Here is a 24,952-nt window from a genome sequence, read left to right on the forward strand (position 1 = left end):
GGTGACAGCAGGGGTTTGGCCCTCATCTGCGTCCACTCGGGAGACGGAGCAGCGCGCATTCCGGTGCGTAGACGCCACACACTCCTACGTCGACGACGGGTTTGACGCGGCCTCAAACCTACGCTCCCACGGCATTTTTGCGGACTGCGCCTTGTATTTCGGCCCTGACACCCCTATCAGAGATGTGGGTAATGGGTAGCTCGTAGGTGGACGGCTAGAAACGCGCGAAAGCGCGGTCCTCGGACAGGTGCTCCATGGGGGCCGCCGCCGTGTTTGGCGCCATCGGGTGGGGGGGCCGGTCAGCGGCGGCGGACCCCCGTGAAATGGCGCTCCGTCGTCAGAACCTTGAGCGTGCCCCGGAGCGTGTCGCCGGCTGCCTGGGCCCGGATCTCGAACGGCACGATCCGCCGCCCCGAAAGGAGCACCTCGCGGCCGACGATGCGTCCCGAGGCCCGGAGCTCACCGCGTCCATGGACCTCGGCGGCGAGCTCTCGCCCGTGCTGGGTGATGACCAGGTAGCCGTTCTGCGACGGGCCGCTGGAGGTTTGCCAGTACAGGTCCCACGTTCCCCGGACGTTTTCCGGCGTCGTGTCCCGTACCGGGGCCTCCGGACTCGACGGCAGGATGAACCGTGGCCGGCGTCCGCTGGCCGCGCAGGAGGCGTCGATCGCCCGTGCATCCGCAGCCTCGATGAAGGCGGTTGCCACGTGCCTCGCGCACTCCGGCATGCTGGGGACGTGGCCCACGGCGGCGAACACCACCTGGCGCCCGTTGGGAACGTGGTCCAGAAGCGTCTCGCCCCAATGAGGCGGGGTGACGGGGTCGATGTCTCCCGTGAGGATGAGCATGGGCGCGGATGTCTGCAGCAGGGGGGCGGGCGGGGCGACGGCTCCCGGGAGCCATTCGGAGCAGGCCGCCGACAGGTTCCCCACCAGCGTGTCTCCAAGGAAGCCGCCCCCCGGGTTCCCCGTGCCGGCCGCGATGCGGGGTACGTCCTCGGTGCAGACCACGGAAAGGTACATCCCCAGGGCAAGGCTCTGCGACGCCCCGTATGCGGTGAGCAGGCCAGGGGCGACCCACGGAACCACGTCGCCCCCGGCGGCGGAGTGCACCGCCATCGGCAGGGAAGCGGCTCCCTCGGCGCTGTACAGTGAAAAGAGGAGCGCTCCCGCCAGGATCCCCGGTGTAACCGTGATGCTGTCGCCGTCGCTGGTTCCCCCCAGCGGAAGGCGAACGGGCCGGCTGCGGGCGCGGGCGAATGCGGCGCTCAGGTCGTCGCGCAGCGCCGGGTATGCCGCGGTGCAGAAGGCGTCTTCGTCGCAGGCTCCAAGCGTCAGCTCCAGGGCGCGCTGGGCATCTCCCGCCACGTGCAGGGGGAAGCGGGAGTCCGGCGTATGCAGCCCCCGGAGTGTGACCGTTCGCACGCGTTCCGGGTAGCGCCGGGTGTATTCCAGGGCCACCCGGGTCCCATAGGAAACACCGAACAGGTTCAGGCGATCGTACGCGAGCGCCCCCCGTACCGCCTCGGCATCCATCACGGCATCGGCGGTGGCGTAGCGTGCGGGGTCGATTCCCCGTTCCAGGAGCCCCTCGCGGCAGGCGCGGAGCGCCGCGCGCGGAAAGTCGCCCGTGAGCCACGCTCGCAGTGCCTCCTCCGTGCGGTCCAGGTTGCATCGCAGGGGGTGAGACCGTCCCGTGCCCCGCTGGTCGATGAGTACGAGGTCCCGGGTCGTGCGGACCTGGCCGAGTTCGTTCAGCGTGCCCGCAAGGCCATCGGAGGCGGCCTGGCCCGGCCCGCCCGTGAAGTAGAAGACCGGGTCCGGCTCCGGCGACGGTGCCTGCGACCGGATGACCACGACGTGCAGCGAGATCGTCGCGGCCCCGGGCAGTGCACGGTCTTGCGGTACGCCCACGGTGAAGCAGCGGAGCGCCGCTGCGGGAACACCTTCCGGGATCGGGAGCGAACAGGTGATCCCGGTCGCGGTGCCGGGCGTGGGTGCCGGCGCGCCGGCGCCGGCCCGCGGCTCCCCGGATTCCGTGGCCGCCACGCACGACGAGAGAAGGAGGCCGGGAAGCATCCGGACGAAGGGGAACCGGGCCGGCCAGCGCAGGCGAGCCTCGGCCGGACCGCGGGTACCACGCGACGAGGTGCTCATTCCGGCAACCCGAGGTAAGTGATGACGGACCGGCTCAGTTCCCGGGCGAGCGTTGCGTCGTCGATCCGCCGAGGGACGGTCCAGGTGTCGGAGAAAAGGATGGTTTCCCGAAGCGTGGAGCCGATGAGAACGAGCGCGAACTCCACGGCGACTTCGGGGTCCGGATGCCGGACGCCGCCGGGATGGGCCCGCAATGCTTCCGCGAACCGCTCGATCGTGGTGGCGTTCACCCGACGCATGCGTTCCCGCAGCTCACCATCCTCCCGGGCCTGGGCCACCAGCGCGCGCAAACCGCCGCGGTGCCGCCGGTACACCGTCACCGAGTCCTCCACGGCGGCCCGCAGGAACTCGCCGGGTGTCGCCTGGCCGGTCGCCAGGGCCGCGGTGCGTGCGTCCAGGACCTGCTCCACGGTTCGGTAGATGCGGTCCTCGAGCGTCTTCAGCAACGCCGCCTTGTCCGAGAAGCGCGCGTAGAACGCACCGACGGTGTAGCCAGCCCGCGCGGCGATTTCCGCCACCGTCGCGGCCGAGAACTCCTTCTCGGCAAAGACCTCCTCCGCGGACTGGAGGAGCCGCTCCAATCCCGCGGAACTCCTTGCCTGCCGGGGCGTGCGAACCGTCATGGGACCTCGTTGGAAAAATGATAGTATGAACTACTATTTAGCTTAGCCTCCTCCCGGTTGTCAAGGAAGTCGCACCACAATCCCGTTGGCGGAGGGGGGAACCCTCCCGGTCAGCCAGCACGTGCCCGACCCCCGACCGGCTGCCGATCGCAAGGGTGCAGCGCCTGGCCGAGGCATGTGGCTTCGCCGTGCGCGAGCACTTCGGATCGCGCTGGAGCTACACCGTGAACTTCACGCGTGGGTGGCCACGACGCTCTTGACTACTCGTGTAGGCACGATTATCATCGTCTCATGACGACACGTGTAGGCACCCATGGCTCGTGAATCGACGATCGGCGAGCAGGAGCTGGCCCTGGTCCGGCACATCGCCGACCGGGGCGGCGCCAGCGTCGCCGAGGCCGTCGACGAGTTCGGCACCAGCCGCGCCCTCGCCCGCTCCACCGTGCTCACGATGATGGAGCGCCTGCGGAGCAAGGGGTACCTGTCCCGCCAGATGGCGGACGGCGTTTACCGCTACCGCGCCTGCGCCTCGTCGGCGGACCTGCTCAAGGACGCGGTGCAGCGCTTCGTGGAGCGGAGCCTGGACGGGTCCGTCTCGCCCTTCCTGGCGTACCTGTCCGACGCGCCCGAGCTGTCCGAACAGGAGCGGCAGGCGCTGGAGCAGATCGTCGCCCGCCTGGACGCCGCCCAACGAAAGGACCGCTGATGCTCGCCCATCTCGCCCGTGCGTCCATCGAAGGGGCGGTGCTGGCCGCCGTCGTCTGGCTGGCCTGCCGGGGGCTGCCGCGGCTGCCGGCCAGCGTCCGGGCGCTCCTGTGGTGGAGCGTGGCCGCGAAGTTCATCGTGGCGCTCGCCTCGCCTTCCGCGATCGTGCTCCCCGTGCTGCCCCGTGCCGCGGCCCATGCGCCCGCCCGCGAGGCGGCGGCCACGCCCGCTCCGCCGCTGCCCAAGGCGCAGGCGGGCGCCGCCGCCCGCCCTGCTCCCCTGCCCGCGCGCGGTTCCGGCGCTCCGGAGATTCCCTGGACTGCGGTGGTGGTCTGCGCGTGGGCGCTGGGCCTGGGCCTCTCGCTGCTGCGGACGCTGCGCGGCTGGCGCCGCACGCGTGCGGTGGTCGCGCGGTCGCGCCCCGGCGGCCCCGCGCTGCAGGCGGTTCTCGGCGAGCTCGCCGGCCGGCTCGCCCTGCGCAGAACGGTGGAGGTACGGGTCTCCACGGAAGTCGAAACGCCGCTGGTCGTCGACGGGCGCCGGCCGGTGATCCTGGTGCCGGGCGAGAGGTTCGCCGCGCTGCACCCCGCCGAGCAGCGCATGGCGCTCTGCCACGAGCTCGCGCACCTGAAGCGCGGCGACGTGTGGCTCGGGTGCGTTCCCGCGGCCGCCGAGCGATGCTTCTTCTTCCACCCCCTCGCCCGCCTCGCCGCCCGTGAATACGCGTTCTGGCGCGAAGCCGCCTGCGACGAGGCCGTCCTCGCCACGCTGGGCGCGTCCCCGCAGAGCTACGGCCGCATGCTGCTCGCCCTGGGGGTGTCACGGCAGACCGCCACCTTCTCCGCGGCAGGAGCCGCGTGGTCGTTCGGAAACCTGAAACGGAGACTCACCATGCTCGACCGCACCTCCCCGCTCTCGCTGCGCGGCCGCCTGCTCGCCGCTGGCGCGGTGGCTCTCGCCCTGCTCGCGATCGCCCCCATCCGGGCCGTGGCGCGCTCCGCCACGGCCGCCCCTCCCGCCGTGGCGCAGACGGCCCGGGCGACGCCTGCACCGGCCGTGGTCGCGCGTACGGCGCCGCGGGGCGGCGGCGACGCATCCGCCACCCCCGCCGCCCGGCCTTCGGCCGGTCCGGGTGCGGAGCACGCCGCGCCGGCAGCCGCGGAGGCAGCGGAGCCACGTGTGCAGGAACTGCACTTCGTCCTGTTCCGCGAAGACGGGAACGCCACGATGTCCGGGCGGTCGGCAGACGCGGAGCGCGCGCGGCGCCACCGGCGGGGGGGTGAGCCAATGCTGTGGTTCCGGTATGGCGGCCAGGAGTACGTCGTCCGTGATCGCGGGGTGCTGGCGCAGGTGGAAGAAGCGTGGGAGCCGGTGGGCCGCGTGGGCGAGGAGCAGGGCCGCATCGGCGCGCAGCAGGGTGCCATCGGCGAGGAACAGGCCCGCATCGGCGCGCGGCAGGCCGAAGTCGGCGCCCAGCAGGCCACGATCGGGGCCCAGCAGGGCGTCATCGGGGCACGCCTGGGGGTCCTGGCCAGCCGGGAGGCCGCGGGGGTTTCGGCGTCGGAGCGCCGCGAAATCGAGCGGGAACGTACCGAGCTCGGAGCGGAGATGCGCCGGCTGGGCGAAGAGATGGCGGTGCTTGGCCGGAGGATGAGGGACGTCAGTGCACCGATGAGCGACCGCGGCGACGAGATGGCGGCGCTCGGGCGCGAGATGGGAGTACTCGGCGACCGCATGCGAGCCGCCGTGGCGCGCGCCAACGCCGAGACGGTGGCGCTGGTCCGGCGGGCCATCGAGAGCGGCGCGGCGGCCGCCGTCCGCTAGGCGCGCGGAACGCCCCGGTGTTTCAGCCGGGGCGTTCCGCGTCTCGCGCATCTGCTGTCACGGAGCGGGGCAGTGGCGCCCCCTTTCCGCGGACGAAACTTCGCTACTGCTCCGGCTGTACACTGTCCGTCCTTCCCACCCCCAACCAGAGGCGCCTATGAAGCCCGCATCGCGGATGGCGGCGGTGACGCTCGTGGTCCTCCTGCTGGCGGCTGGCGGCTCCGCCGCGGCCCAGCAGAGCCGGCCGTCGGTCGCGGGACTCGCCCTGGGCACCCACGCGGTGGGACTGAGCAGCGACCAGGGAGCAGCCGCGCCCCGGCACGGGGGAGGTGCGGGGGTGTTCCTGGGGATGGGGGTGACTCGGCAGGTCATGGTGCTCCTGAACGTAGACCTCGCCGCCGGCGCCTTCCACGACGACCGGAGCGCCGGCCTCCTGGGCCACGCCGACATCGCCGCGCGGGTGGCGCCGTTCAGGGCCGGCGTGGCGTTCCCCTACGTGCAGGGCGCGTTTTCCAGCGGGCTCAGGGAAACCATGGCCGACCGGCAGCTCCAGGGTACCGGCTGGACGGTGGGGGGAGGGGTGGAAGTGGTGTTGAGCTCCACGGCGAGCCTGGATCTTGGAATCCTGCGCACCCGCGTGCGGTACGACGAGCTGACCGGCTCCGGGCCGGGAGACCCGGTCCGCGTGCGCGAAACCACGACGCGGCTGCAGCTGGGGACGGTGTGGCGCCCGCCCCATCGGCCCTGACCCCTCGAGTCTCTCTCTCGCAGAACTCCACGGGCCAGGAGCCTTGACACGGGGAGCGAAGTGCTGAATATTCCGCATAGGCTGAAAATTCAGCACACTCTCTCTCCCGTGGTGGACCCGCCATGCAAGCCAGCACCCCGGTCCCGCTCAGCCGGCGCGAACGCCAGATCATGGACATCGTGTATCGCCGCGGCAGGGTGACCACCGCCGAGGTGCTGGAAGAGCTCGACGATCCCCCCACCTACAACGCGGTGCGGTCCGCCCTTCGGCTGCTGGAAGAAAAGGGCCACCTCAAGCACGAAGAGGAGGCGCGCCGGTACGTGTACCTGGCGACCACGCCCCGCACGCGGGCCCGCAGCCATGCCCTGCAGCACCTGGTGAAGACCTTCTTCGGCGGAAGCGCCGAGCAGGTGGTGAACGCCCTCCTGGCCGAGACGGAGCTTTCGCCCGCGGAGCTGGAGCGCATGGCGCGCCGCATCGAAGAGGCCAAGCGCGCCGAGGAGGAACAGTGAGCCCCGCGCCGGGCGGGTTCGTGGCCTTGGCGGCCGCGGGTGCGCTGAAGGCGAGCGTGCTGCTGGCGCTGGCCTGGGGGGTGACGGCGCTGCTGCACCGCCGCAGCGCCGCGCTGCGGCACCTGGTGTGGACCGTGGCCCTGGGCGGCGCCCTGGCCGTGCCCCTCCTGCAGGTTGCCCTTCCGGCGCTGGAGGTGGCCGTCCTCCCCTCCCCGCCCCAGGCGGCGGCGTCCGCCGTTGCGCCGGCGCCCGCGGAGCCCGCGCCCGCCGCCGTCTCGCGGCCCGCGGTACCTTCCGTGAGCGAGTCACCCGCCTCGCCCCGGCGCGGCCTGCCGGCGTGGCCCGTGCTCGCGGCGTGGGCCTGGGGGGTGGGCGCGCTCGCCCTGGGGCTGCGCCTGTCGGTGGGGGTGCTCAGGGTGTGGTGGCTGGGCCGGCGGGCCAGCGAAGTCACCGACGACGCATGGACGCGGCTGGCGGATTCGCTCGCGCGAAGGCTGCGGCTGGGCCGCATCGTCACCCTGCTGCGGGAGGAGCGGGCCGCGGTACCCATGACCTGGGGGGTGTTTCGCCCCGTGGTGCTGCTTCCCGCCGAATCGGCGGAGTGGAGCGACGAGCGCCGCATGGTGGTGCTGGCCCACGAGCTGGCCCACGTCCGCCGGTGGGATGCGCTCACGCAGTGGGTGGCCCACTTCGCCGTGGTCCTCCACTGGTACAACCCGCTGGTGTGGCTGGCCGCCCGGCAGCTGCGGGAAGAGCGGGAGCGCGCCTGCGACGACGCGGTGCTCACCATCGGCGCGCGCCCGTCGGCCTACGCCGACCACCTGCTCACCCTGGTGCGCTCGCTGGGCCGCTCCGAAGGGCCCGTAGCCGCGCTGGCCATGGCTCGCCGCTCCCAGTTCGAGGGACGGCTGCTCGCCATCCTGGAGCCCGCGAACCCGCGGCGGGGCCTTTCCAGCCGCACCATCCTCACCGGGCTGGCCGCCGCGGTGGTGGCCACCACGCCCCTGGCCGCACTGCGGGTGACGGCCCGCCCCGGGCCGGCGTTCCCCGTTGCCGGGCCGGTTCCAGGCCCCTCGGCGAAGGCGGGCGAACGCGTTCCGCCCCGCGTGGCGTCCGGGCCCGACGCCGGCCGTGCGCCCCTGGGCCTTGCGGTCCCACCCGCGGGAGTGCCGGCGGCCCTTGCCACGGCGGCCGATACGGGAGACGTGTCCGCGGTCATCCAGGCCGTGCGCGGCATGGGTTCCTCGGCCGAGCAGGCGAACGTGCTGATCACGCTGATGGAGCGGCGGACGCTCGGGGCGGGCCATGCGGTCGAGCTCCTGGGGGCGCTGGCGGACGTGGAGTCGGGTGCCAACGTCCGCGACGTGCTCGTCGCGGGAATCTCCCGGCTTCCGCTTCGGGAGCGCGCGGTCCGCGATGCCTGGTTCCGGGTGGTGGAGGGGATGGAGAGCGGCGCGGAACAGCGGGGTGTGCTGGTGGCCCTGCTGCAGGCCGGCCGCGTGGACGGCGACATGCTGGCGGCCGTCCTCCGCGCGACGCACGCGATGTCGTCCGACGCCGAGCGCCGGGACGTGCTGCTGGAGGTGATGAAGGGCCGGCGGCTGGGCGGCGCCGCGCGCGACCACTTCCTGGCCGCGGTGGGGGCCATGCAGTCCGACGCGGAGCGCGCCACGGTGCTCACCGCGTTGGGGACAGGCGCGCAGCCCGCTGCGTCGAGTCCTCCCCGGCCGGGCGGATCGGCGCAGCCCGGGTTGTGGACCAGCAACACCACCCACCGCCACATCGAGGACGAGGTGGAGCTTTCCAAGGGCGAGCTCCGGGCGGACCGCGTGCGCCTGAACGCGGCGCGCGACGACGTGCTGGGCATCGCCGCGGGAGGCTCGCTGACCATCACGGAAAACCGGCGCGGAGGCGGCGTCGTCTCGCTGCACGTGTCGCCCGGGGCCGGCGGGTCCCTTCGTTACGAGTACCGGATGAACGACGCCGGGCGCCCGTTCGACGCCGACGCGCGCGCCTGGATGCGGGAGTGGGTTCGTCGCGCGGCGAGCTGAGCCTCGTGGAGGGTGGAAACGGGGCGCAGAGCCCCCGTTTTCAGGCCCCAAGTGCTGATTTTTCAGCGCAAGGCGCGTACGGCAGCAGGCAGAACGAAAATCGACTCGGCATCGAATGCTGAAATTTCGGCAGAAAAACTTCACCCCCGGGAGGATGGTCATGCGGCAAACGGGATGGATGCTGGCAGCGGCGCTCGTGCTGGCCGGCGGGGCGGGGCAGCCCGCGGTCGCCCAGGAGAACACCCCCGCGGCCGGCGCGCGCAGGGAGGCGGGGGCGCGCAAGCAGGCGCGGGCGGTGCGCGTGGAGGGGCGCCCGCCGGCTATCGACGGCCGGCTTGACGAGGCCGCCTGGGCCCAGGCCACGCCCATCAGCGACTTCGTGCAGAAGCTTCCCACCGAGGGCGCGGCGCCCACGGCGGATACCGAGGTGCGCTTCCTCTACGACGCGGCGTACGTATACGTCGGCGCGCGGATGAGGGCGGCGGCCGAGGGGATCCGGGCGCCCATCACCCGGCGGGACAACGGCATCCTGGCCGAGTTCATCCGCGTTTCGTTCGACACCTACCAGGACCGGCGCACCGCCTACAGCTTCGGCATCACGGCGGCCGGGGCGCGGCTGGACGGCTACCATTCCACCGACAGCGAGGCGCAGGACGTTCGCTACGACCCGGTGTGGGAGGCGCGCGTGGCCCGGGACCCGGGCGGGTGGACGGCGGAAATGCGCATCCCCCTCTCGCAGCTGCGCTTCATCGCGCGCCCCGAGCAGACGTGGGGGCTGAACGTCAACCGGTGGATCCCCAGCCGCGAAGAGGACCTGTACTGGAGCCTGGTGCCCGCCAGCGAGAGCGGCTGGGCCTCGCGCTTCGGCGACCTGGCCGGGCTTTCGGGCGTGCGCCCGGTGCGCAGGGTGGAGCTGATGCCGTACGTGGCCTCCGGCGCCACGCTGCGGTCGGGCGTGCACCCGGCCGACCCCCTCACCAGCCCGCGCGAGGCGGCGTTCCGCACCGGGGGCGACCTGAAGGCCGGCCTGGGATCCAACGTGACGCTCGACGTGACGGTGAACCCGGACTTCGGCCAGGTGGATGCCGATCCGGCCGAGGTGAACCTTTCCGTCTTCGAGACCTTCTTTCCCGAGCGCCGACCCTTCTTCACCGAGGGCAGCCAGCTCCTGTCCGGAGGCGGGGCCTCGTACTTCTACTCGCGCCGAATCGGCGCGCCGCCGCGCGGGCCGGCGGGAGGCGACTTCGTGCGCCGTCCCGACGATTCCACCATCCTGGGCGCGGCCAAGCTCACGGGCCAGCTTCCCTCGGGGCTGTCGCTGGGCGTGCTGGCGGCGGTGACGGACCGCGAGCGGGCCCGCACCTACGACTCCGCGACCAGCGTCTTCGGCAGGGTGGAGGTGGAGCCGCGCACGGGGTACGCCGTGGCCCGGGCGCAGCAGCAGCTGGGGAGCAGCGGCTCCACCGTGGGAGCCACGCTCACCGCCGTCTCGCGCGACCTGGAGCCGGGCTCGCCCCTGGCCCTGCGGGTGCCCGGACAGGCGTTCGCCGGCGGCGTGGACTGGAACCTCCGCTTCGGGCGGGGCGCCTACCAGGTGGGCGGCCACGTGGGCGCCAGCCGGGTGGCGGGCGACTCGGTGGCCATCCTGCGCCTGCAGCGGAGCTCCGCGCGCTACTACCAGCGCCCGGACGCCGACTACGTGGAGGCAGACCCGTCGCGGACGGACCTGGCCGGGTACACGGCCTCGCTGAACGCCGCGCGCATCAGCGGCGAGCACTGGCTGTGGACCGCCGGGGCCGCGCTGAGCTCGCCGGGGCTGGAGCTGAACGACGCGGGGCGCCTGTCCGTGGCCGACGCGGTGAGCGCGTTCGCCGAGCTCCGCTACCGGGAGACGAAGCCGCGGGGGCCGTTCCGCAGCTACGACGTGTTCGTGACCCCCGAGGTGGGGTGGAACTACGGCGGCACGCGGACGGGAGGCACCCTCTGGCTGGACGCGGTCGGCACCTGGCAGAACCGCTGGCGCAGCGACTTCACGGCGTTCTACACCCCCCGGGCCCAGAGCGTCACCGCCTCGCGCGGCGGGCCGCGGGCGGGAACGCGGGCGTCGTGGGCCGTCATCAACCGCCTGGCCAGCAGCAGCGCGGCGCGCTTCCGCTGGAACGGCCGCGTGTACTACGGCGAGAACGAGGACGGCCGCGCAACCTACCGGCTGAGCGGGGGCGTGGCCTTTCGCCCCGGCCCGCGCTGGCAGCTGTCGGTGGATCCCAACTTTCTGCAGAGCACGCCCACGCGGCAGTACGTGGCCACGCTCGACGGAGGGCCCGCCGCGACGGGGGGCAAGCGGTACGTGTTCGCCTCGGTGGGGCGCAGCGAGTTCTTCGCCCAGGTCCGGCTGAACTACCTCTTCACCCCCGACCTGTCGATGGAGTTCTACGCCGAGCCGTTCGCCTCCAGCGGGCGCTACCACACCTTCGGCGAGCTTCCCGCGCCGGGGAGTCACGAGCTGACGCTGTACGGCACCGACACCACTCGCGTGCGCCGCGAGGGCAACGCCACCCGCGTGCTCGGCCCCGGCGGCGGGGCGGTGGTGCAGGACTTCAACGTGCGCTCGTTCCGGAGCAACGCGGTGCTGCGCTGGGAGTGGCGCCCGGGAAGCTCGCTCTTCGTGGTCTGGCAGCAGGACCGCGCGGGTGACCGCGACGAGATCGCGCCGGTGGGCTTCGGGTCGCTCGCCCAGACCCTGGACGCCCCCGGCGACCACCGGTTGGCCATCAAGGTTTCGTACTGGCTCCCGCTGCGGTGAGCGGAAGGGCCGGTCGCAGGTGACGGCGAGGCTGGACCCGACCCGGCGACAGGCTCGGCCTCCGCGCGGACACGCCTCACCAGTCGCTCACGAACCTCCGGGAAAGGTTGGCGCGGAAGCGGCGGCTGAGGCGCAGCTCGGTCCCGTCCAGGAGCAGGACCAGGTAGTCGCCGCGGAACCAGGGCTTCAGCTCGCGCACGAAGTCCAGGTTCACGATCGTGGAGCGGTGGATGCGCACGAACCGCTCGGCATCGAGCTCGTCTTCGAAATCCGAGAGCGCCCCCCGCACCAGGTGCGTGCCGGATGCGGAGTGGATCGTCACGTAGTGTCCGTCCACCCGCAGGTAGCGGACGGTGGCGACCGGGACGATCTGCACCCCCGACGCGGTTCGCGCCGCCAGGTATCCACGGCCCCGCGCGGAGTGGCCCCCGGGGGCGCCGGCCAGCAGCTCCCGGGCGGCCCGCACCGCGTCCCGCGCACGTCCGCCGCCGCCCGCGTCGCGGGAAAGCAGCTCCCGCAGCCGGGCCACCGCCCCCCGGAAGCGCGCTTCCGCCACGGGCTTGAGCAGGTAGTCGATCGCGTGCAGCTCGAACGCGCGGATCGCGTGTTCGTCGTACGCGGTGACGAAGACCACGGGGGGCATGGCGTCGGGGCCCACCTGGTCCAGCACGTCGAAGCCGGTTCCATCCGCAAGCCGGATGTCCAGGAACACCGCGTCCGTTTCTCGCGCACGAAGGTGGGCCACCGTTTCCGCCACCGTGCCGCACATCCCCGCCACCTCCACGTCCGGCTCGGCGGCCAGGTACGAATTCAGCAGGAGCCGGGCGGGAGCCTCGTCGTCCACGATCAGCACGCGGATGCGGGGGCTCATCCGGCCGCCGGCGTACGGGAGCCCGCGATGGGAAGGCGGATCTCGGCCACGGTGTGGCCGCCGGCCTCCCGGAGGGTCACGGTCGCGGCGCCGCCGTAGATGCGGTGCAGCCGGGCACGCGTGTTGGCGAGGCCGATCGCCTCTCCCGATCCGTCGCCGTTTCCCGCGGCGGCGGGTGCGCTCGCGACGTTCGCCACCGACAGCACCAGCATCCCGTGCTCGCGGCGGGCGCGAACCAGCACCTCGCCCGCCCCGGAATACCTCACCGCGTTCTCCACGAGCGGCTGCAGCAGGATGCCGGGCACGCGCAGCGACCGGGTCTCCGGATCGGCCTCGGTGCGCAGGCGGAAGCCGTCGCCGAACCTCATCCGCTGGATCTCCGCGTACCGGGCCACGATCGTAAGCTCCTCGTCCAGCGTAACGTCCGCCGCCGACGATGCGCGCAGCACCAGCCTCAGCAGCTCGCCCAGCTCCGAGAGCATGCGCTCCGCGCGGGGCGGATCGATCCGCACGAAGGCCGCCACGGTGTTGAGCGCGTTGAAGAGAAAGTGCGGCTCCAGCTGCGCGCGAAGCAGGCGAAGCTCCGACTCCGCCAGCTCCGCGGCCAGCCGGGCGCGGGACGTTTCCTGCTCGCGGGCCAGCCGCTGCTCGATCAGGACGGTGGCTCCCGCGGCGAACAGCAGGTACATGATCACGTTGCCCGGGAGCCGGTGGGCCAGGAGCCACGCCAGCCCCTCCCCCAGCCCCGTTCCCTGCCCGCTCCACCCGAACAGGAAGTGGCTCACGGGGAGGAGCATGGCCAGCTTGACGACGGAAAGCAGCGTCCCGGCCGCCAGGTGCAGGGCGATGCCCCGCGCGAGCGGCGGGCGCCCCAGGGGCACCCGCTCGGCCACCGCCACCACGGCCGGCGCCAGCACCGCCCATCCCAGCCAGGGGAGAAGCTCGCGGGCGACGGCCAGGGCGCCCTCCCGTCCGCCGGAGCCGCCGAACTCGGGAAGGGCGTCCAGCAGGCCGAACGCCGCCGCCGCGGCGAACGCCGGGAGCCACGTCCGGCGGGCGGGAATGCGCCCCGGCGCCGCCGTTCTCACCGCAGCTCCCGTCCCAGGAACGCGAGCACCGCGGCCCACGACTCGCGGTCGGCACGGGCGTATCCCGCCGGGGTGCCGCCGGCGCGCCAGAACCCGCCCGCGGTCCGGGGCGGCGTGGGAAGGTACGGCACCAGGATGGAGTGCCCCGCGCCCGGGAAGGAATGGTGCTCGGCGCGGCGCGGGTGGCGGTGGGCGCGCAGGCGCCGCACGACGGATTCGGCGCCCTCCGCGGCGGGGATCATCTGGTCGTCCGCCCCGGACAGGAGGAGAACCGCCCCGCGGATGCGCTCGACGGGGATGGCCGCCCCGGCCAGCGCGGCCGTGTCCGCGCGGCTCGCCTCGTAAAGCGTGCGCAGCGTGTACGGCGGGGCGCGCCGGAACTGCGCCTCCCACTCGGCCGAGGGGCGCTGCAAAAGGAAGGGGACCGGCTCCCCGCCGAGGGACCAGGACGATTCGGGGCGCGAGCGGCCCTCGCGCGTAACGCCCTGCTGCACGGCGTCCGTCGGGGCGTAGGCCACCACCGCCCGCACCCGCGGCAGGCGCGTGGCCGCCAGCAGCGCCAGCTCGGCACCCTTGCTGGTGCCCAGCAGGGCCACCCGGCCCGCGTCGAGCCCGGGGCGCGTGCGGGCCCATTCCAGGGCCGCCTCCACCCGCTCCACCGGCACCGCGAAGAGCTCCCCCGGCAGCCCGGGAAGGCCGAAGTACGCCACGGCCAGTGCGGCGTACCCTCGCGACGCGAGCGCCGAGGCGCGAAGGTCGTCGAACCCGCCCTCCGACCCGCCCAGCACCACCACCAGCGGATGGGGACCTCGTCCGGGCGGAAGGTACAGGCGCCCGGTGAGCGCGTCGGAGCGCACCTCCTCGCGGCGGACGCCGGGAGCCAGGAGCGCGCGCACCAGCGGGCGCCGCTCCACCACGCGCCCGTCCACCCGCAGTTCCACGTCGTGGGCGAGCGGCGCCGGCGGTGCCCAGGGAGAGGGGGAGCGGGCCGCCCCGCTGTCCCGCTCCATCGACCAGAACAGGCCCATCGCGTCGCTTTCCGCGTAGCTCCCGGAGTCGGGCGCCTGGACGGACGCATCGATCCGCCCGTGCACGTCCGCGCGGAACCAGGCGATGGAGCGCAGGGCGCCGCCGGGCGCATCCGGCCAGCGGACGACCAGGGCCGCCGCTTCGCCGGGCCGCAGCCCCTCCGCCCCCACGCGTACCCTCGCGTCGACGAGCGCCGTATCGGCCGGCACCACGAGCCTGGGCGCATGAGCCGCCGGTGCCGGGCGCGGCGGGGGCGCGCAGCCGCAGAGCGCCGCGCCGATGAGCAGCAGCCGGGGCCCCGTCCACACCGGCGGCATCAGCGCGGTCCTCCCGCGGGGGCGGAAAGCGTGGCCGCGAAGCGGGGGGCGGGGAACGACACCCGCTCGGCGGACACGTCCTCCCCCGCCAGGAAGCGCGCGACGATGGCCTGCACCGCCGGCGACGGCAGCGACTCGTGCCCGGCGTTGTCGATCACCAGGTGCACGCTCACCGGGAATCCCCACCGCACCTCCTCTGCCTGGAACGGCGGCGTGTTGGTGTCCAGCGTGCCGCTGATGAAGAGGGTGGGCACCGTGGTGAACACCGGCGGCCCGCCCCGCCCCGTCCGCACGCCGGCCCCGCCGCAGGCACCGCTCTCCCACTGCAGGTTCACGTTGCGGAACAGGGCGCCCTGGGCGGCCTTGCCCGCGTCCATCATCCGCCCCTCCGGCCATCCGCCCGCGCAGTCGACCGCGGTGGCCATCGCCGAGCGGCTGAAGCCGTTGTACAGCGGCTCCAGCTCGCGGGCGAGCACCTGGTACTCGCCGCGGTCCAGGGCCAGCAGCAGCGCCGGAATGGTTGCGTAGGTGCGGCCGTCGGCCATCTTCATTCGCATCGCCCAGCGCAGACCGATGCCACCCACGCGCAGGGTCACCGGCTGGTTGGACGGGCGCTGGGTGATCGCGACGTCCACCGGCTGGCGCTCCAGCCGGTCCAGCACGCGGCGGTACAGGCCGGCCAGGTCCGGGACGGCACCGGCGAGGGCGGAGTCGCGCGCCGCGAAGTACCCCAGCCTGGTGATGAGCATGTCCCAGACCGCGGGCTGCGATACGCGGTCGTTCGGCCCTTCCACCGACGCGAGGACGGCCCGGTGCACGCGCTCGCCGTGCCGCTGAAGGTACACCTGGCCCAGCAGGGTTCCGTAGCTGTGGCCCAGCAGGCTGACGCGCTCGTAGCCGAGCGCCGCCCGGATGTCGTCGATGTCGTCGGCGCTCTCCTCGCTGGTGTACCCGGCCAGGTCCACCCCGGCTTCCTTCCACCGGCGCGCACAGGCCGCGGTACGCTCCACGAATACGGCGCTCCAGCGCGCTTCCGACGCGAACAGGTCCAGCGGCGCGTCGGCCGCGGGGCAGTCCAGCACCGGGCTCGACATTCCCAGGCCGCGCTGGTCCACCAGGATGACGTCGCTGCGCGCCCGGATCCGCTCGAAGAGGGCAAAGTAGACGGGGACCCGCGCCATGCGCGCCCCGGGAGTGCCGGGACCCCCCGCCATCCAAACGACGGGCGGGTCCGGCTGGGCCGCGCGGGTGAGAAGCCTGACGAACGCCACCTCCACCGTGCGGCCGCCGGGCGCGCCGCGCCGCTCCGGGACGGTGATCCGGCCCCGTTCGGCGGCGGTTTCGCGGCCGTCGAACGCCCGGTAGGCGAAGGGCTCCATCGTCAGCGGTGGACCGGTGCCGCCGGTCTGCCCCTCCGCGTCCCCCATGGCGGTTGCTGAACACGCGAGGATCAGCGCGGCGACGCTGGCGCGGGAACGTAAGAAGGAGATGCAGATCATGAGGCAGCCTCGGCCCGGGAAGAGGGCCCCGGACCGCGTGGCGGCCCGGGGGGGTGCCTCAACCATACCGCGAGTGCCGGGGGCCACCAACGAACCTGGCCCGGGTGGGATCGCGATGGGCGCGAGCGGGACGAGTCCGGCGTGAACGGGGGAGGGCGCGGTGTCCCCCGTGGCTCAACTCCCGATCCGGTACTCCGCCGTCACCATGAAGGTGGAAGCGAACGATCGTCGGCGCGGACCCGGCGAATGCTCATCCGGGCTGCCCGTCTACCCGCCGCCGCTGCCCCCGCAGCTGGTCGACGCGCCACATTCGCCAGCCGTTCCGGGTGCGCACCCAGGTTTCGCGCTGTGTGACCCACGTTTCTACGTGGTGAACGCGGTTGTCCTCGCGAAGCGCCATCCGGTCCGCGTGCTGGGTCACGATCGCCGCCGCGGTGTCGCCGCGAACGGCAAGGCTGTCGATGCGAAACGTCAGGCCGTTCCAGCGCTCCACACCGTTGATGAAGCCGCGGATGTACAGCTCCATCGCGGCGCGGTCGTGCGTTCGGCCGTCCGGGGTCATGCTGTGGAAGTCGTCGGCTCGCAGCGCCATGACGGCATCCGGATCGCGGGCCAGAAACGCCTGCCTGTTCACCTCGTAGAGCTGCACGAGCTCCGCGCGGACTCGTCCGTTCCCACCGCTCCCCGCTTCGGCCGCGGCATGCCCCTGCGCGCCGGCGCAGCCGAGAAGCACCAGCATTCCCCAGATTCCCGCGTGAGTACGCATCGGTCGCCGATCACAGAGAGTTTGAGAGTGCGCGGGCGGAGAGCCGCCCACGCCGAAGCCGTACCCCGCGGGTACCCAGCGGCGGCGGCGCCCTCGTGTCCTCAGCTCCCGATCCAGTACGTCGCCTTCACCATGAAGATGTTGCGCGCGGGGTCGCGGAAGATGGAGCCGTCGTTGCGCGCATCCATGAAGTCGCCGGTGAAGTCCAGCCCGCTGCGATCCTGCTGCCAGACGAAGAAGAGCACCGAGCCGGGACGATATTCCCAGCGCAGCACCGCGTTCCCCCGTACGCTGCGCAGCGCGAAGTCGCGCTCGCCGAAGCCGCGCGCCACGGCAAAGGGGGCCGCCGGGCCGGCGGCGCCATCCGGGTCGACGGTGACCACGCCGGTGGTGTCGTTGCGCACCGCCGTCCCGCCGTCGCGTCCGTAGACGCGGAAGCGGTACTCGCCGGGGGTCTCGAACTCCTTGTACTCGCGGAAGTCGCCGCGCACGAAGAAGGGCTGCGCGAACAGCTCCAGGCTCAGCCGCGGGGTGAAGGTCCAGTCCACGCGCGTGCCCACCGCCACGGTAGTCTGCTCCAGGTCGGCGAACACGTAGCGGCGGCCGAAGGTCTCCTGCGCCAGCGTGTCGGCCAGGGAGCGGATGAACTGGTCCGTGTCCTTTTCGTTGATCCACTGCGGCTCCAGCCTCACCCGGACCGCCGAGCTGGGGCGGGCATCCAGCGTCAGCCCCACCACGTGGTCGAACTCGCCCGAGGTGTCGGTGCGGTAGCTCAGGTTCAGCCCCCCGATCACCCGCTTGCGGCTGTCGGACCGCACGTTCAGCCCCGTGCTCCACTGCGCCGGCACGCTGGCCAGCGGCCCGCCGCGCGTCAGGCGGTCGTTGTCCAGCTCCGGACTGCCGCCCACGCGCGCGCCCAGCGACCAGAAGTTGGCGAGCTGCACGTTGCCGCCCAGGTTGTACCCCTCGAAGATGCGGTCGCCGCCGAAGTTCACGGCGTGGTTGCTGAACGCGAACACGTTGTAGTTGCGAAAGCGGCGCCCCGCGCGCGTCTCGCGGTACATCAAAAAGGTGGAAAGCGCGCGATAGTCGGCGCGGGTCTGGAAGCCGGCGTCGTTCACCTCGAAGCCGGGGCTCACCGTCTGAAAGGTGAGCGAGCCCAGCCAGTGCTTGCCGCTGGTCCTGGCCAGCGCCAGCGCGCCCGCGTACCCGCCCAGCCGGGTGGCCGTGCTGTCCAGGCGCAGGTGGTCTGCGTCGGGACGGGCGAAGTAGCGGGTGGATGCGTTCTGCGCGGCCGTGATCACGCCGCGCTCCCCCGCCACCGTGCTCGCCGATGCGAACCCGTTCAGGCTCCAGGTGCGGTTTCCCCACGAGTGGTCGAAGTCCACGCCGCCCATGTACGCCGACGAGCGCAGCATTCCACCCAGCGCCGGCTCGCCCAGGTCGCGGTGGATGGCCGTGAACATGGCGCCCGCCACGCTCTGCCCGCCCCGCAGGTCGCGCCGCACGCGCCCGGCCAAGTAGTTGGAAAGCGGCTCCACTGGCGCCGAGCCCTCGCGCAGTACCGTGTCGCCGTCCACCACGCGCCGGCCCAGGAAGGCGCCGTTCTCGCGGGTGGTGACGGCGTCCAGGAGCCCGATGGACCATCCGCCGCGGGTGCGGCCGCTGAGCTTGGCCGCCGCGGCGATCGTCGTCTGCTCGGGCGCGTCGGAAAAGAGCACCTCGTCCGCGCCCAGCTGCCCCGCCAGGGTGCGCTGCGGCCGCCGCCCGATGCGGCGCGAGTAGAAGGGCTGCGTGAACTGGTAGTTGTTGAAGGAGTTGGTGGGGTGCCCAAAGCGGAAGATGTCGGTCCCCTCGGTGAAGAACGGGCGCCGTTCCGGGAACTGCACCTCGAACGCGCTCAGGTTCACCACCGCCGGGTCCACCTCCACCTGCCCGAAGTCGGGATTCACCGTGGCCGTGAGCGTGAGCCCCGAGGGAAGGCCGTACTTGACGTCCACGCCGGCCGACGCGGTCAGGTCGTTGGGCCGGTAGAACGGGTTCGCCGCGTCGCCGCCGGGCGCGCGGTCCATGCGCGCGCTGGTGTACGGCTGGATCTCCAGGCGGCGCGGGGTGCGCAGCCCGTCCAGCCCCGCCAGGTCGCCGAAGCGCGACACGAAGCCGCCCTCGCTCTGCGTCCACGGCGACCAGGAGGTGCGCTCCTCACGCCGGGCCACGTCGCGCTGCACCTGCACCCCCCACACGCGCCCCGCCGCCGGCTCGCGCCGCCCGTAGCGCAGCTGCGACAGCGGAATGCGGTACTCCGCCGTCCACCCCGCCGAGTCCACCTGGGCCGCCACCTCCCACACGGCGTCCCAGCTCAGGTCCTCGTTGGTGTCGTCGAAGTGGAAGACGTCCTTCTTCACCCCGCGGGGGTTCACCGAAAAGCGGAAGCCCGTGCGGCGGTCGTGGTAGGTGTCGAGGATCACGTGCACCCAGTCCGAGTAGATCCCCGATGCGTCGCGCCGGGCGAGCTGGGCCGCGATGGAGTCCGGGCGCGCGTCGTACATCCGCACGCCCACGTACACCGCCTGGTCGTCGAAGAGGATGCGGGCCTCGGTGCGCTCCCGCGCCGGGGCCCGCGGGGTGGGGTAGCTTTCCGTGAACGCGTCCGCGACGCCCGCCGCGGCCCATGCCGCCTCGTCCAGCCGGCCGTCCACGCGGACCGCGCCGCTCACCCGCGCGGCACGAACGGCGCGCGTGGCCGCGCGGGTGGAGTCGGCGGGAACCTGGGCCACGGCGGCCGGGGCGCAGACGAGGAGAAGAAGGAACGTGAGATGGATCCGGCGCATGGCTGCCTCGGGAGGTCGTGGGGGGGCCGCGGCGCTCATCGCGCGCGGGACAGGATGGATTCGAAGAGGTCCAGCGCCCGCGGAGTGCCTTCCTTGCCCAGCAGCTGGAGCGCGGCGCGGCGGCGTGCCGGGTTCCCGTCGCGGGTGGCGACGGCGAGCCACTCCTCCTCGCCGCCGTTCCTCCGGGAAAGCTCCGTGTCGGCCCGGTGCCCCCGCTCCCCGCCTTGGATGGTGGCCGCCGCGCGCCGCCCCAGTTCCTTGGCCGCCAGGCTCCGCGCCTCCTGCGCCCGTGCCGACCGCGCCACGCGCAGCAGCCCCCGCCACACCGGCTCGCCGTCGAGCAGGAAAACGGGCACCAGCGCTCCCCGCGCGACCTGGCCGTCGCTCCGCAGGGCCAGGTCGAGAAGGAAGGACCCCGCCTCGGTGGGGGAAACCGCGATCGCCGCCGCCCCGGGAGCAGGTCCCGCCGTGGCGCGCACCGAGGCCACGCGCCCGCCCGCCATTCCCAGCGCCACGCGCACCGGGCCGGGGCTGCACGCCGCCTCCGCGTCGTTGGGGAGCTGCGACAGGCTGGGGACGAAGAGCGCCAAGCCGCCGCCCGCCAGGCGCCGGCCGATGACCGCGCGGCCGTCGCCGCACGCCCCCGGCGCCCCGGTGAAATGGATCAGCACGGTGCCGTCGCGGTTCGCCGCCACCTGCCGCGCGAGCGTCTGTGCCTCCGCCCCGGTCGCGGTGGCGGCCGCCAGTCCCCAAAGGAGCGCCGTGGCCGTGCGGAGATGCGAAATTTTTAGCATGCGAGTACGCTTTCGAGTGGAAGCCGGGCGCGGGGGCTACCCGCGCGCGCGTGAGCTTCGGAGGTGAGCGATGGCCGGTTGCGCGGCGCCGCGCACGGCCACGTGCGGATCGCGCAGCAGCGGCTCCACCATCGCGATGGCGCGGGCGTCGCCGATGGCGCCCAGCGCTTCCACGGCGCCGGCCCGCACCTGCCAGGCGGGGTCGCGCAGCACCGAGCCGAGCGCCGTCACCGCCCGCGCGTCCGGCACCTGCGCGAGGGCCGATGCGGCGTTCGCGCGCACCCGCCAGTGCGGGTCTGCCAGGGCGCCGGCGAGCGCATTCACCCCCCTGCGCTCCCCCGCCGCCCCGAGCGCCCAGGCGGCGTAGGCGCGCACCCGCCAGTCCGCGTCGCCCAATGCGGCGACCAGGGGGCGGATGAGCTCGCCCCCGCGCACCTGCGCGAGCGCCCAGGTGGCACGCTCCCGTACCAGGTCCATCGCGCTCGTCGGGGTGTGGTCGAGCGCCGGGCGCAGCCGGCGGATGGCCGCCGCATCCGCGCCCGAGGCGCTCCCCGCGTTGCGCAGCGCCAGCTCGCGCGCCCCGGGCGCCAGCGGAAGCCGCTCCCCCGTGGGCTGCCCCGCCGAAATTTCGCGGGGCGGGTCGGTCGTCTCGGCGTGCGCGCGGGCCCGTACGCTCGCGACCGGGTGCGAGCGTGCGATTTCGCGCAGCGCGGCGCGGACCTCCTGGCGCGTCCGGGCGGGTACGTCGCCGCGCCCCAGGATGCCGGCCATCGCCTCGACGGCCTCGCCCTGCACGCCGTCGTCGGGGTCGCTGGCCACCATGCGCCGGAGCCCGGCGACGGCCTGAGTCGTGGCCAGCACCCCCAGCCCTTCGGCGGCCTCGCGGCGCGCCTCCTCGCCGGGGTGCACGCGGGCGATCTTCAGCAGCCCCGCGAGCCCCGCCCCGCCCCGCAGGCCGGCGAGCGACTCGGCGGCCTCGCGCTGCACCTCGGGGTCCGTCTCCTGGAAGGCGAGCCGCTCCAGCGCCTCGGCCGCGGCCGCGGGGGGCGCGTTGCGGGCGATCGCCTCGACCGCGGCGCGCCGCTCTTCGCCCGTCCCGGTGAGGAACGCGAACCCGTTCCCGCCCGCGCGGGTGCCCGCCGGGTCCTTCCGCTCCGCGACGACGGTGCAGGTGCCCGCCGTGCAGTCCAGGCCGATCTCCGGGTTCGGGTCCGGATCGGGGTCCGGGAACACCTGGACGTGCTGCCCGTTCGCCGGGGCGGGATGCTCCCCATCGCCGTCACCCGTATCCACCCGCCCGCGCACCACCGCCCCGCCGCCGCTCACCACGTTCACCCCGCCCGTTACGCGGTCCAGGAGCGCGCCCGCGCCCGCGGTGCGGATCTCCCCCTCCAGGCGCGACCTGGCGATCATCACGCCGCCGCCCTCGCTGGCGAAGTCCACCGTCCCGCGCAGCCGGTCCAGGTGCAGCCCGTCGCCGCCGGAGGTCCCGGTGAAGCGGCCCTCCACCTCGCGGATGGACACGCCGCCGCCGCGCGAGCGCACGGCCACGTCGAAGTGGCGCGGCACCCAGATCCGCAGCTTGTCTTGGCGACCGGCCGCGCCCGGGCGGCGCCCCGTCACCCGCACGCCTCCCGCGGCCGCGACCGCATCCACCCGCCCCTCGCGCGCCCGCGCGCCGGTGAACTCGGCGTGCACGAACACCGCGTCGCGCTCCCACCCCGTCACCTCCACCGCGGCCTCGTTGTCCATCACCAGCTCCAGCCGCCCGCCCGGCCGCGCCGCAACGGTGTGCTCCACCACGTGCTCCTGTGCCTGCCGCACCTCCGCCGGCGCCGCCGGGGGACGTGCTTTCGCCACCGCCGGGTGCACCGCGGCCACCAGGCCGGAAACGGTCAGCGCGACGGCGGCAGCTGCGGCGCTCGCCGCACGGGACGGAGCGCGGCGGCTGCGCACCGCGTCCAGCACCGCCAGCATGCGCCCTTCCAGCTGCGACGGGCGCGCCATGCTCACGGCCACGGGCGACGCGCCCCCGTCCGGCCGAAAGGCGCGCGCCACCTCCAGCAGGTGCGCCGCGTAGCTCCGCGCGCGGGTGCCGGCCGCGAGCACGCGATCGTCGCACGCCAGCTCGCGCTCGGCGCGCATGCGCCGGGCGGCGTACCACACGCCCGGGTGCACCCAGTACAGGGCGCACGCAAGGGCGGCCAGCGTCTGCAGCAGGCAGTCGCGCCGTGCCACGTGGGCGAGCTCGTGCAGCAGCACCACGCGGCGCCGCTCCGCCGACCAGCCATCCGCCGCCGCGGGAAGGAGCACCACGGGGCGCCGCGTCCCCCACGTCATGGGCATGGTGGCGCGGTCGCTCCGCAGCAGGCGAACGGGGCGCTCCACCTCGGCCACCCACACCAGGTCGCGCAGCAGCTCCCGCCACTCGGGCGAATCAAGGGGGGTGGCGCTCCGCGCCAGGCGCGCCACGCTCCACCGCCCCGCCACCACCCGCCCGGCCAGCGCCAGCGCAACCAGCGCGTAGAGCCCGGCCAGCAGCCACTCCACGCCGATGGGCGCGGGGGCGGCGGGCACGGGGGCGGGCGCGGCAGCCGCGGGCCGTCCACTCGCCGCCTCGTCGTCCATCTCGGCCGGTCCGGCCGAGAGCGGACCGGCGGGAGCGGAGAAGGACGCGGGAACCGGCTCCGCCTCCCTCAGCACCGCCACCCGCCAGCCGGGGAGGAGCACCGACAGCACGGGAAGGGACAGCACCGCCCCGATGGCGAGGGCCCACACCATGTGGCGCGCGGCGGCCGAGGCGCCGCGGTGAAGCAGGCAGGCGGCCGCCAGGCCGGCGACGGCCACCACCAGCGTGGCCTTGGCGAGCAGGCCGAGCACCGCGAGCGCTTCGGCGGCGGAAATGGGGGGCGGAGTCATTTGTCGTCTCCAGCGTCGCGGGCTTCGTCCAGCAGGCGGGAAAGCCGGTGGTACTCGTCGTCGGAAAGCGGCTGGTGGGGCAGGTCCAGCAGCGCCGCCACTGCCGACGCGCGCGAATTGCCGAAAAAGGTCTGCACCAGGTGCTGGAGGGCGGTCTGGCTCACTTCCTCCGGCTCCGCGGTCGGCAGGTACACGTAGCGGGGCCCATCCTGCTCGTGCGTCAGGTAGCCTTTCTCCTCGAGCAGCCGGAGCATTCCCCGGATGGCCGAGTTGCTGGGCGGGTCCGGCAGCTCGGCCAGGACCTCCTGCGCCGTGGCCCGGCCCAGCCGGAACACCACGTCCATGATCTGGCGCTCGCGGCGCCCCAGGTCGAACTGCGAGGGAGCGGACATCCACATCCTTGCATGTTAGTGGATTGACATCATGTCAATACACTAACAGGCTCCGCGGATGTGGTCAAGGTTCTCGTTGGCCCAGGGCTCCGTGCCTGGAGATGAAATCCAGGAGAACGGAGGCGAAGCGTTCGGAGGCGACCACCGCCGCAAGGTGGCCCGTACCGTGAAAGGTGTGCACTTCGGCGCCGGGGTAGAGACGGTGCAGAGCGGCCCGCTCGGCCTGCGGAAAGAACGGATCGTCGTCCGCCTCCACGATCAGCACCGGGTACGGCACGGGCCCGAGCGGCTCCCTGCCGAAGCGGTCGCCGGCCTCGGCGGCAATGCGCACGCGGCTCAGGATCGCCGCGCCCGAAAGCCCGGAAACGATCGCGTGAAATTGCTCGAGCCAGAACGGATCCGCGCCCCGCAGCGCCGTCGCTAGCCGCCGCCGCAGAAGGGCCCGAAGCACCACCTCGGGGATCATCTCCAGCAGCCGGACCGCCCATCGTCGTCCGCGCATCGGTTCGGGCGCACCCGTGTGAGAAAGGATGAGCGAATGCGTCCGCTCCGGGTGCATCCTCGCGAATGCCTGCGCGACGAGCCCCCCGTACGACCCGCCGGCGACCACCGCGCGATCCACCCCCGCGTGGTCCAGGACGGCGGCCAGCCCCCGTACCAGGGAATCCAGGTCCGAAGCAGCCGGGTAGTCGGGTGCAATCACCCTGGCCCTGCGCTCGAGGGCGGTGATGGCCGTGAACGCGAACTCCGCCACGCCGAGCGCGCCCCCCAGCAGCAGCACCGCCGGGCCCTCCCGGCCGCCGCGGATGTAGGTCCAGGGCTCGGGACGAGGAACGTGAATCGGCGGGTGCGCGGCTCGAAACGCTTCGAACCGGCTTTCGATCGATGTGGGCATCGGGCAGGAAGGTAGGGCGTGGGAGTGGATGGGGCCTGCTGGGGCGACTGAAGTCGCGGCAACGACGGCCCAAAGTCCGCCTTCGCGGACTGCATCCGCTGGTCGGGTGCGCAACGCCAGCCAAAGCGC

The 24,952-nt window shown here is 73.6% G+C and carries 18 protein-coding genes; 6 read left to right on the plus strand and 12 right to left on the minus strand.

Features of this window, described 5'->3' with window-relative positions:
* Window positions 1-299: 299 nt before the first annotated feature.
* Together VF632_RS17600 and VF632_RS17605 are read right to left on the minus strand one after the other, a co-directional pair.
* On the minus strand, window positions 300-2,156 hold the full coding sequence (locus tag VF632_RS17600; RefSeq protein ID WP_331024241.1) for an alpha/beta hydrolase: 1,857 nt from the start codon (window positions 2,154-2,156) through the stop codon (window positions 300-302).
* On the minus strand, window positions 2,153-2,779 hold the full coding sequence (locus VF632_RS17605; RefSeq protein WP_331024242.1) for a TetR/AcrR family transcriptional regulator: 627 nt from the start codon (window positions 2,777-2,779) through the stop codon (window positions 2,153-2,155). The genes VF632_RS17600 and VF632_RS17605 overlap by 4 nt, the downstream gene beginning before the upstream one ends.
* A 313-nt stretch (window positions 2,780-3,092) precedes the next feature.
* Between VF632_RS17605 and VF632_RS17610 the strand changes: the two genes are divergently transcribed.
* From VF632_RS17610 to VF632_RS17635, 6 genes are all read left to right on the plus strand, one after another.
* On the plus strand, window positions 3,093-3,485 hold the full coding sequence (locus VF632_RS17610) for a BlaI/MecI/CopY family transcriptional regulator (protein WP_331024243.1): 393 nt from the start codon (window positions 3,093-3,095) through the stop codon (window positions 3,483-3,485).
* Window positions 3,485-5,308, plus strand: a complete 1,824-nt coding sequence (locus VF632_RS17615) for a M56 family metallopeptidase (protein WP_331024244.1) — start codon at window positions 3,485-3,487, stop codon at window positions 5,306-5,308. Before VF632_RS17610 ends, VF632_RS17615 begins: the two co-directional genes overlap by 1 nt.
* Window positions 5,309-5,465: 157 nt before the next feature.
* Window positions 5,466-6,056, plus strand: coding sequence for an outer membrane beta-barrel protein (locus VF632_RS17620; RefSeq protein WP_331024245.1), 591 nt, complete (start codon window positions 5,466-5,468; stop codon window positions 6,054-6,056).
* Window positions 6,057-6,178: 122 nt separating this feature from the next.
* Entirely contained in the window at window positions 6,179-6,568 is a 390-nt protein-coding gene (locus tag VF632_RS17625; RefSeq protein WP_331024246.1) for a BlaI/MecI/CopY family transcriptional regulator, read from the plus strand.
* Entirely contained in the window at window positions 6,565-8,619 is a 2,055-nt protein-coding gene (locus VF632_RS17630) for a M56 family metallopeptidase (protein WP_331024247.1), read from the plus strand. The genes VF632_RS17625 and VF632_RS17630 overlap by 4 nt, the downstream gene beginning before the upstream one ends.
* A 160-nt stretch (window positions 8,620-8,779) precedes the next feature.
* On the plus strand, window positions 8,780-11,422 hold the full coding sequence (locus VF632_RS17635; protein ID WP_331024248.1) for a DUF5916 domain-containing protein: 2,643 nt from the start codon (window positions 8,780-8,782) through the stop codon (window positions 11,420-11,422).
* A gap of 76 nt (window positions 11,423-11,498) precedes the next feature.
* Here the strand turns inward: VF632_RS17635 and VF632_RS17640 are convergent, their stop codons facing one another.
* From VF632_RS17640 to VF632_RS17685, 10 genes are all read right to left on the minus strand, one after another.
* Entirely contained in the window at window positions 11,499-12,293 is a 795-nt protein-coding gene (locus VF632_RS17640; RefSeq protein WP_331024249.1) for a LytTR family DNA-binding domain-containing protein, read from the minus strand.
* Window positions 12,290-13,381: a sensor histidine kinase gene (locus tag VF632_RS17645; protein ID WP_331024250.1), complete on the minus strand. Its 1,092-nt coding sequence runs from the start codon at window positions 13,379-13,381 to the stop codon at window positions 12,290-12,292. The genes VF632_RS17640 and VF632_RS17645 overlap by 4 nt, the downstream gene beginning before the upstream one ends.
* The gene (locus VF632_RS17650; RefSeq protein ID WP_331024251.1) at window positions 13,378-14,727 is read right to left on the minus strand and encodes an acyl-CoA thioester hydrolase/BAAT C-terminal domain-containing protein; all 1,350 of its coding nucleotides are present in this window, start codon (window positions 14,725-14,727) and stop codon (window positions 13,378-13,380) included. Before VF632_RS17650 ends, VF632_RS17645 begins: the two co-directional genes overlap by 4 nt.
* Complete coding sequence (locus VF632_RS17655; protein ID WP_331024252.1) at window positions 14,727-16,226, minus strand: alpha/beta hydrolase; 1,500 nt, start codon at window positions 16,224-16,226, stop codon at window positions 14,727-14,729. The genes VF632_RS17650 and VF632_RS17655 overlap by 1 nt, the downstream gene beginning before the upstream one ends.
* Before the next feature lie 250 nt (window positions 16,227-16,476).
* Complete coding sequence (locus tag VF632_RS17660) at window positions 16,477-16,992, minus strand: nuclear transport factor 2 family protein (protein ID WP_331024253.1); 516 nt, start codon at window positions 16,990-16,992, stop codon at window positions 16,477-16,479.
* A gap of 101 nt (window positions 16,993-17,093) precedes the next feature.
* Window positions 17,094-19,823, minus strand: coding sequence for a DUF5916 domain-containing protein (locus VF632_RS17665; protein ID WP_331024254.1), 2,730 nt, complete (start codon window positions 19,821-19,823; stop codon window positions 17,094-17,096).
* Window positions 19,824-19,858: 35 nt separating this feature from the next.
* Window positions 19,859-20,617: a hypothetical protein gene (locus VF632_RS17670; protein WP_331024255.1), complete on the minus strand. Its 759-nt coding sequence runs from the start codon at window positions 20,615-20,617 to the stop codon at window positions 19,859-19,861.
* A 36-nt stretch (window positions 20,618-20,653) separates the two neighbouring features.
* Window positions 20,654-23,536, minus strand: a complete 2,883-nt coding sequence (locus VF632_RS17675) for a HEAT repeat domain-containing protein (RefSeq protein WP_331024256.1) — start codon at window positions 23,534-23,536, stop codon at window positions 20,654-20,656.
* A complete protein-coding gene (locus VF632_RS17680) occupies window positions 23,533-23,928 on the minus strand; it encodes a BlaI/MecI/CopY family transcriptional regulator (RefSeq protein WP_331024257.1) in 396 nt (131 codons plus the stop codon). Before VF632_RS17680 ends, VF632_RS17675 begins: the two co-directional genes overlap by 4 nt.
* 64 nt (window positions 23,929-23,992) lie before the next feature.
* A complete protein-coding gene (locus VF632_RS17685) occupies window positions 23,993-24,823 on the minus strand; it encodes an alpha/beta hydrolase (RefSeq protein WP_331024258.1) in 831 nt (276 codons plus the stop codon).
* Window positions 24,824-24,952 lie beyond the last annotated feature (129 nt).

Origin of the sequence: Longimicrobium sp., assembly GCF_036388275.1 — a bacterium.
Classification (GTDB): domain Bacteria; phylum Gemmatimonadota; class Gemmatimonadetes; order Longimicrobiales; family Longimicrobiaceae; genus Longimicrobium.

Coding starts and splice junctions, on each gene's coding strand:
- VF632_RS17640 (WP_331024249.1), bottom strand. CDS start 12,293: ATGAGCCCCCGCATCCGCGTGCTGATCGTGGACGACGAGGCTCCCGCC.
- VF632_RS17680 (WP_331024257.1), bottom strand. CDS start 23,928: ATGTCCGCTCCCTCGCAGTTCGACCTGGGGCGCCGCGAGCGCCAGATC.
- VF632_RS17635 (WP_331024248.1), top strand. CDS start 8,780: ATGCGGCAAACGGGATGGATGCTGGCAGCGGCGCTCGTGCTGGCCGGC.
- VF632_RS17655 (WP_331024252.1), bottom strand. CDS start 16,226: ATGATCTGCATCTCCTTCTTACGTTCCCGCGCCAGCGTCGCCGCGCTG.
- VF632_RS17625 (WP_331024246.1), top strand. CDS start 6,179: ATGCAAGCCAGCACCCCGGTCCCGCTCAGCCGGCGCGAACGCCAGATC.
- VF632_RS17675 (WP_331024256.1), bottom strand. CDS start 23,536: ATGACTCCGCCCCCCATTTCCGCCGCCGAAGCGCTCGCGGTGCTCGGC.
- VF632_RS17665 (WP_331024254.1), bottom strand. CDS start 19,823: ATGCGCCGGATCCATCTCACGTTCCTTCTTCTCCTCGTCTGCGCCCCG.
- VF632_RS17605 (WP_331024242.1), bottom strand. CDS start 2,779: ATGACGGTTCGCACGCCCCGGCAGGCAAGGAGTTCCGCGGGATTGGAG.
- VF632_RS17600 (WP_331024241.1), bottom strand. CDS start 2,156: ATGAGCACCTCGTCGCGTGGTACCCGCGGTCCGGCCGAGGCTCGCCTG.
- VF632_RS17670 (WP_331024255.1), bottom strand. CDS start 20,617: ATGCTAAAAATTTCGCATCTCCGCACGGCCACGGCGCTCCTTTGGGGA.
- VF632_RS17610 (WP_331024243.1), top strand. CDS start 3,093: ATGGCTCGTGAATCGACGATCGGCGAGCAGGAGCTGGCCCTGGTCCGG.
- VF632_RS17620 (WP_331024245.1), top strand. CDS start 5,466: ATGAAGCCCGCATCGCGGATGGCGGCGGTGACGCTCGTGGTCCTCCTG.
- VF632_RS17615 (WP_331024244.1), top strand. CDS start 3,485: ATGCTCGCCCATCTCGCCCGTGCGTCCATCGAAGGGGCGGTGCTGGCC.
- VF632_RS17650 (WP_331024251.1), bottom strand. CDS start 14,727: ATGCCGCCGGTGTGGACGGGGCCCCGGCTGCTGCTCATCGGCGCGGCG.
- VF632_RS17685 (WP_331024258.1), bottom strand. CDS start 24,823: ATGCCCACATCGATCGAAAGCCGGTTCGAAGCGTTTCGAGCCGCGCAC.
- VF632_RS17660 (WP_331024253.1), bottom strand. CDS start 16,992: ATGCGTACTCACGCGGGAATCTGGGGAATGCTGGTGCTTCTCGGCTGC.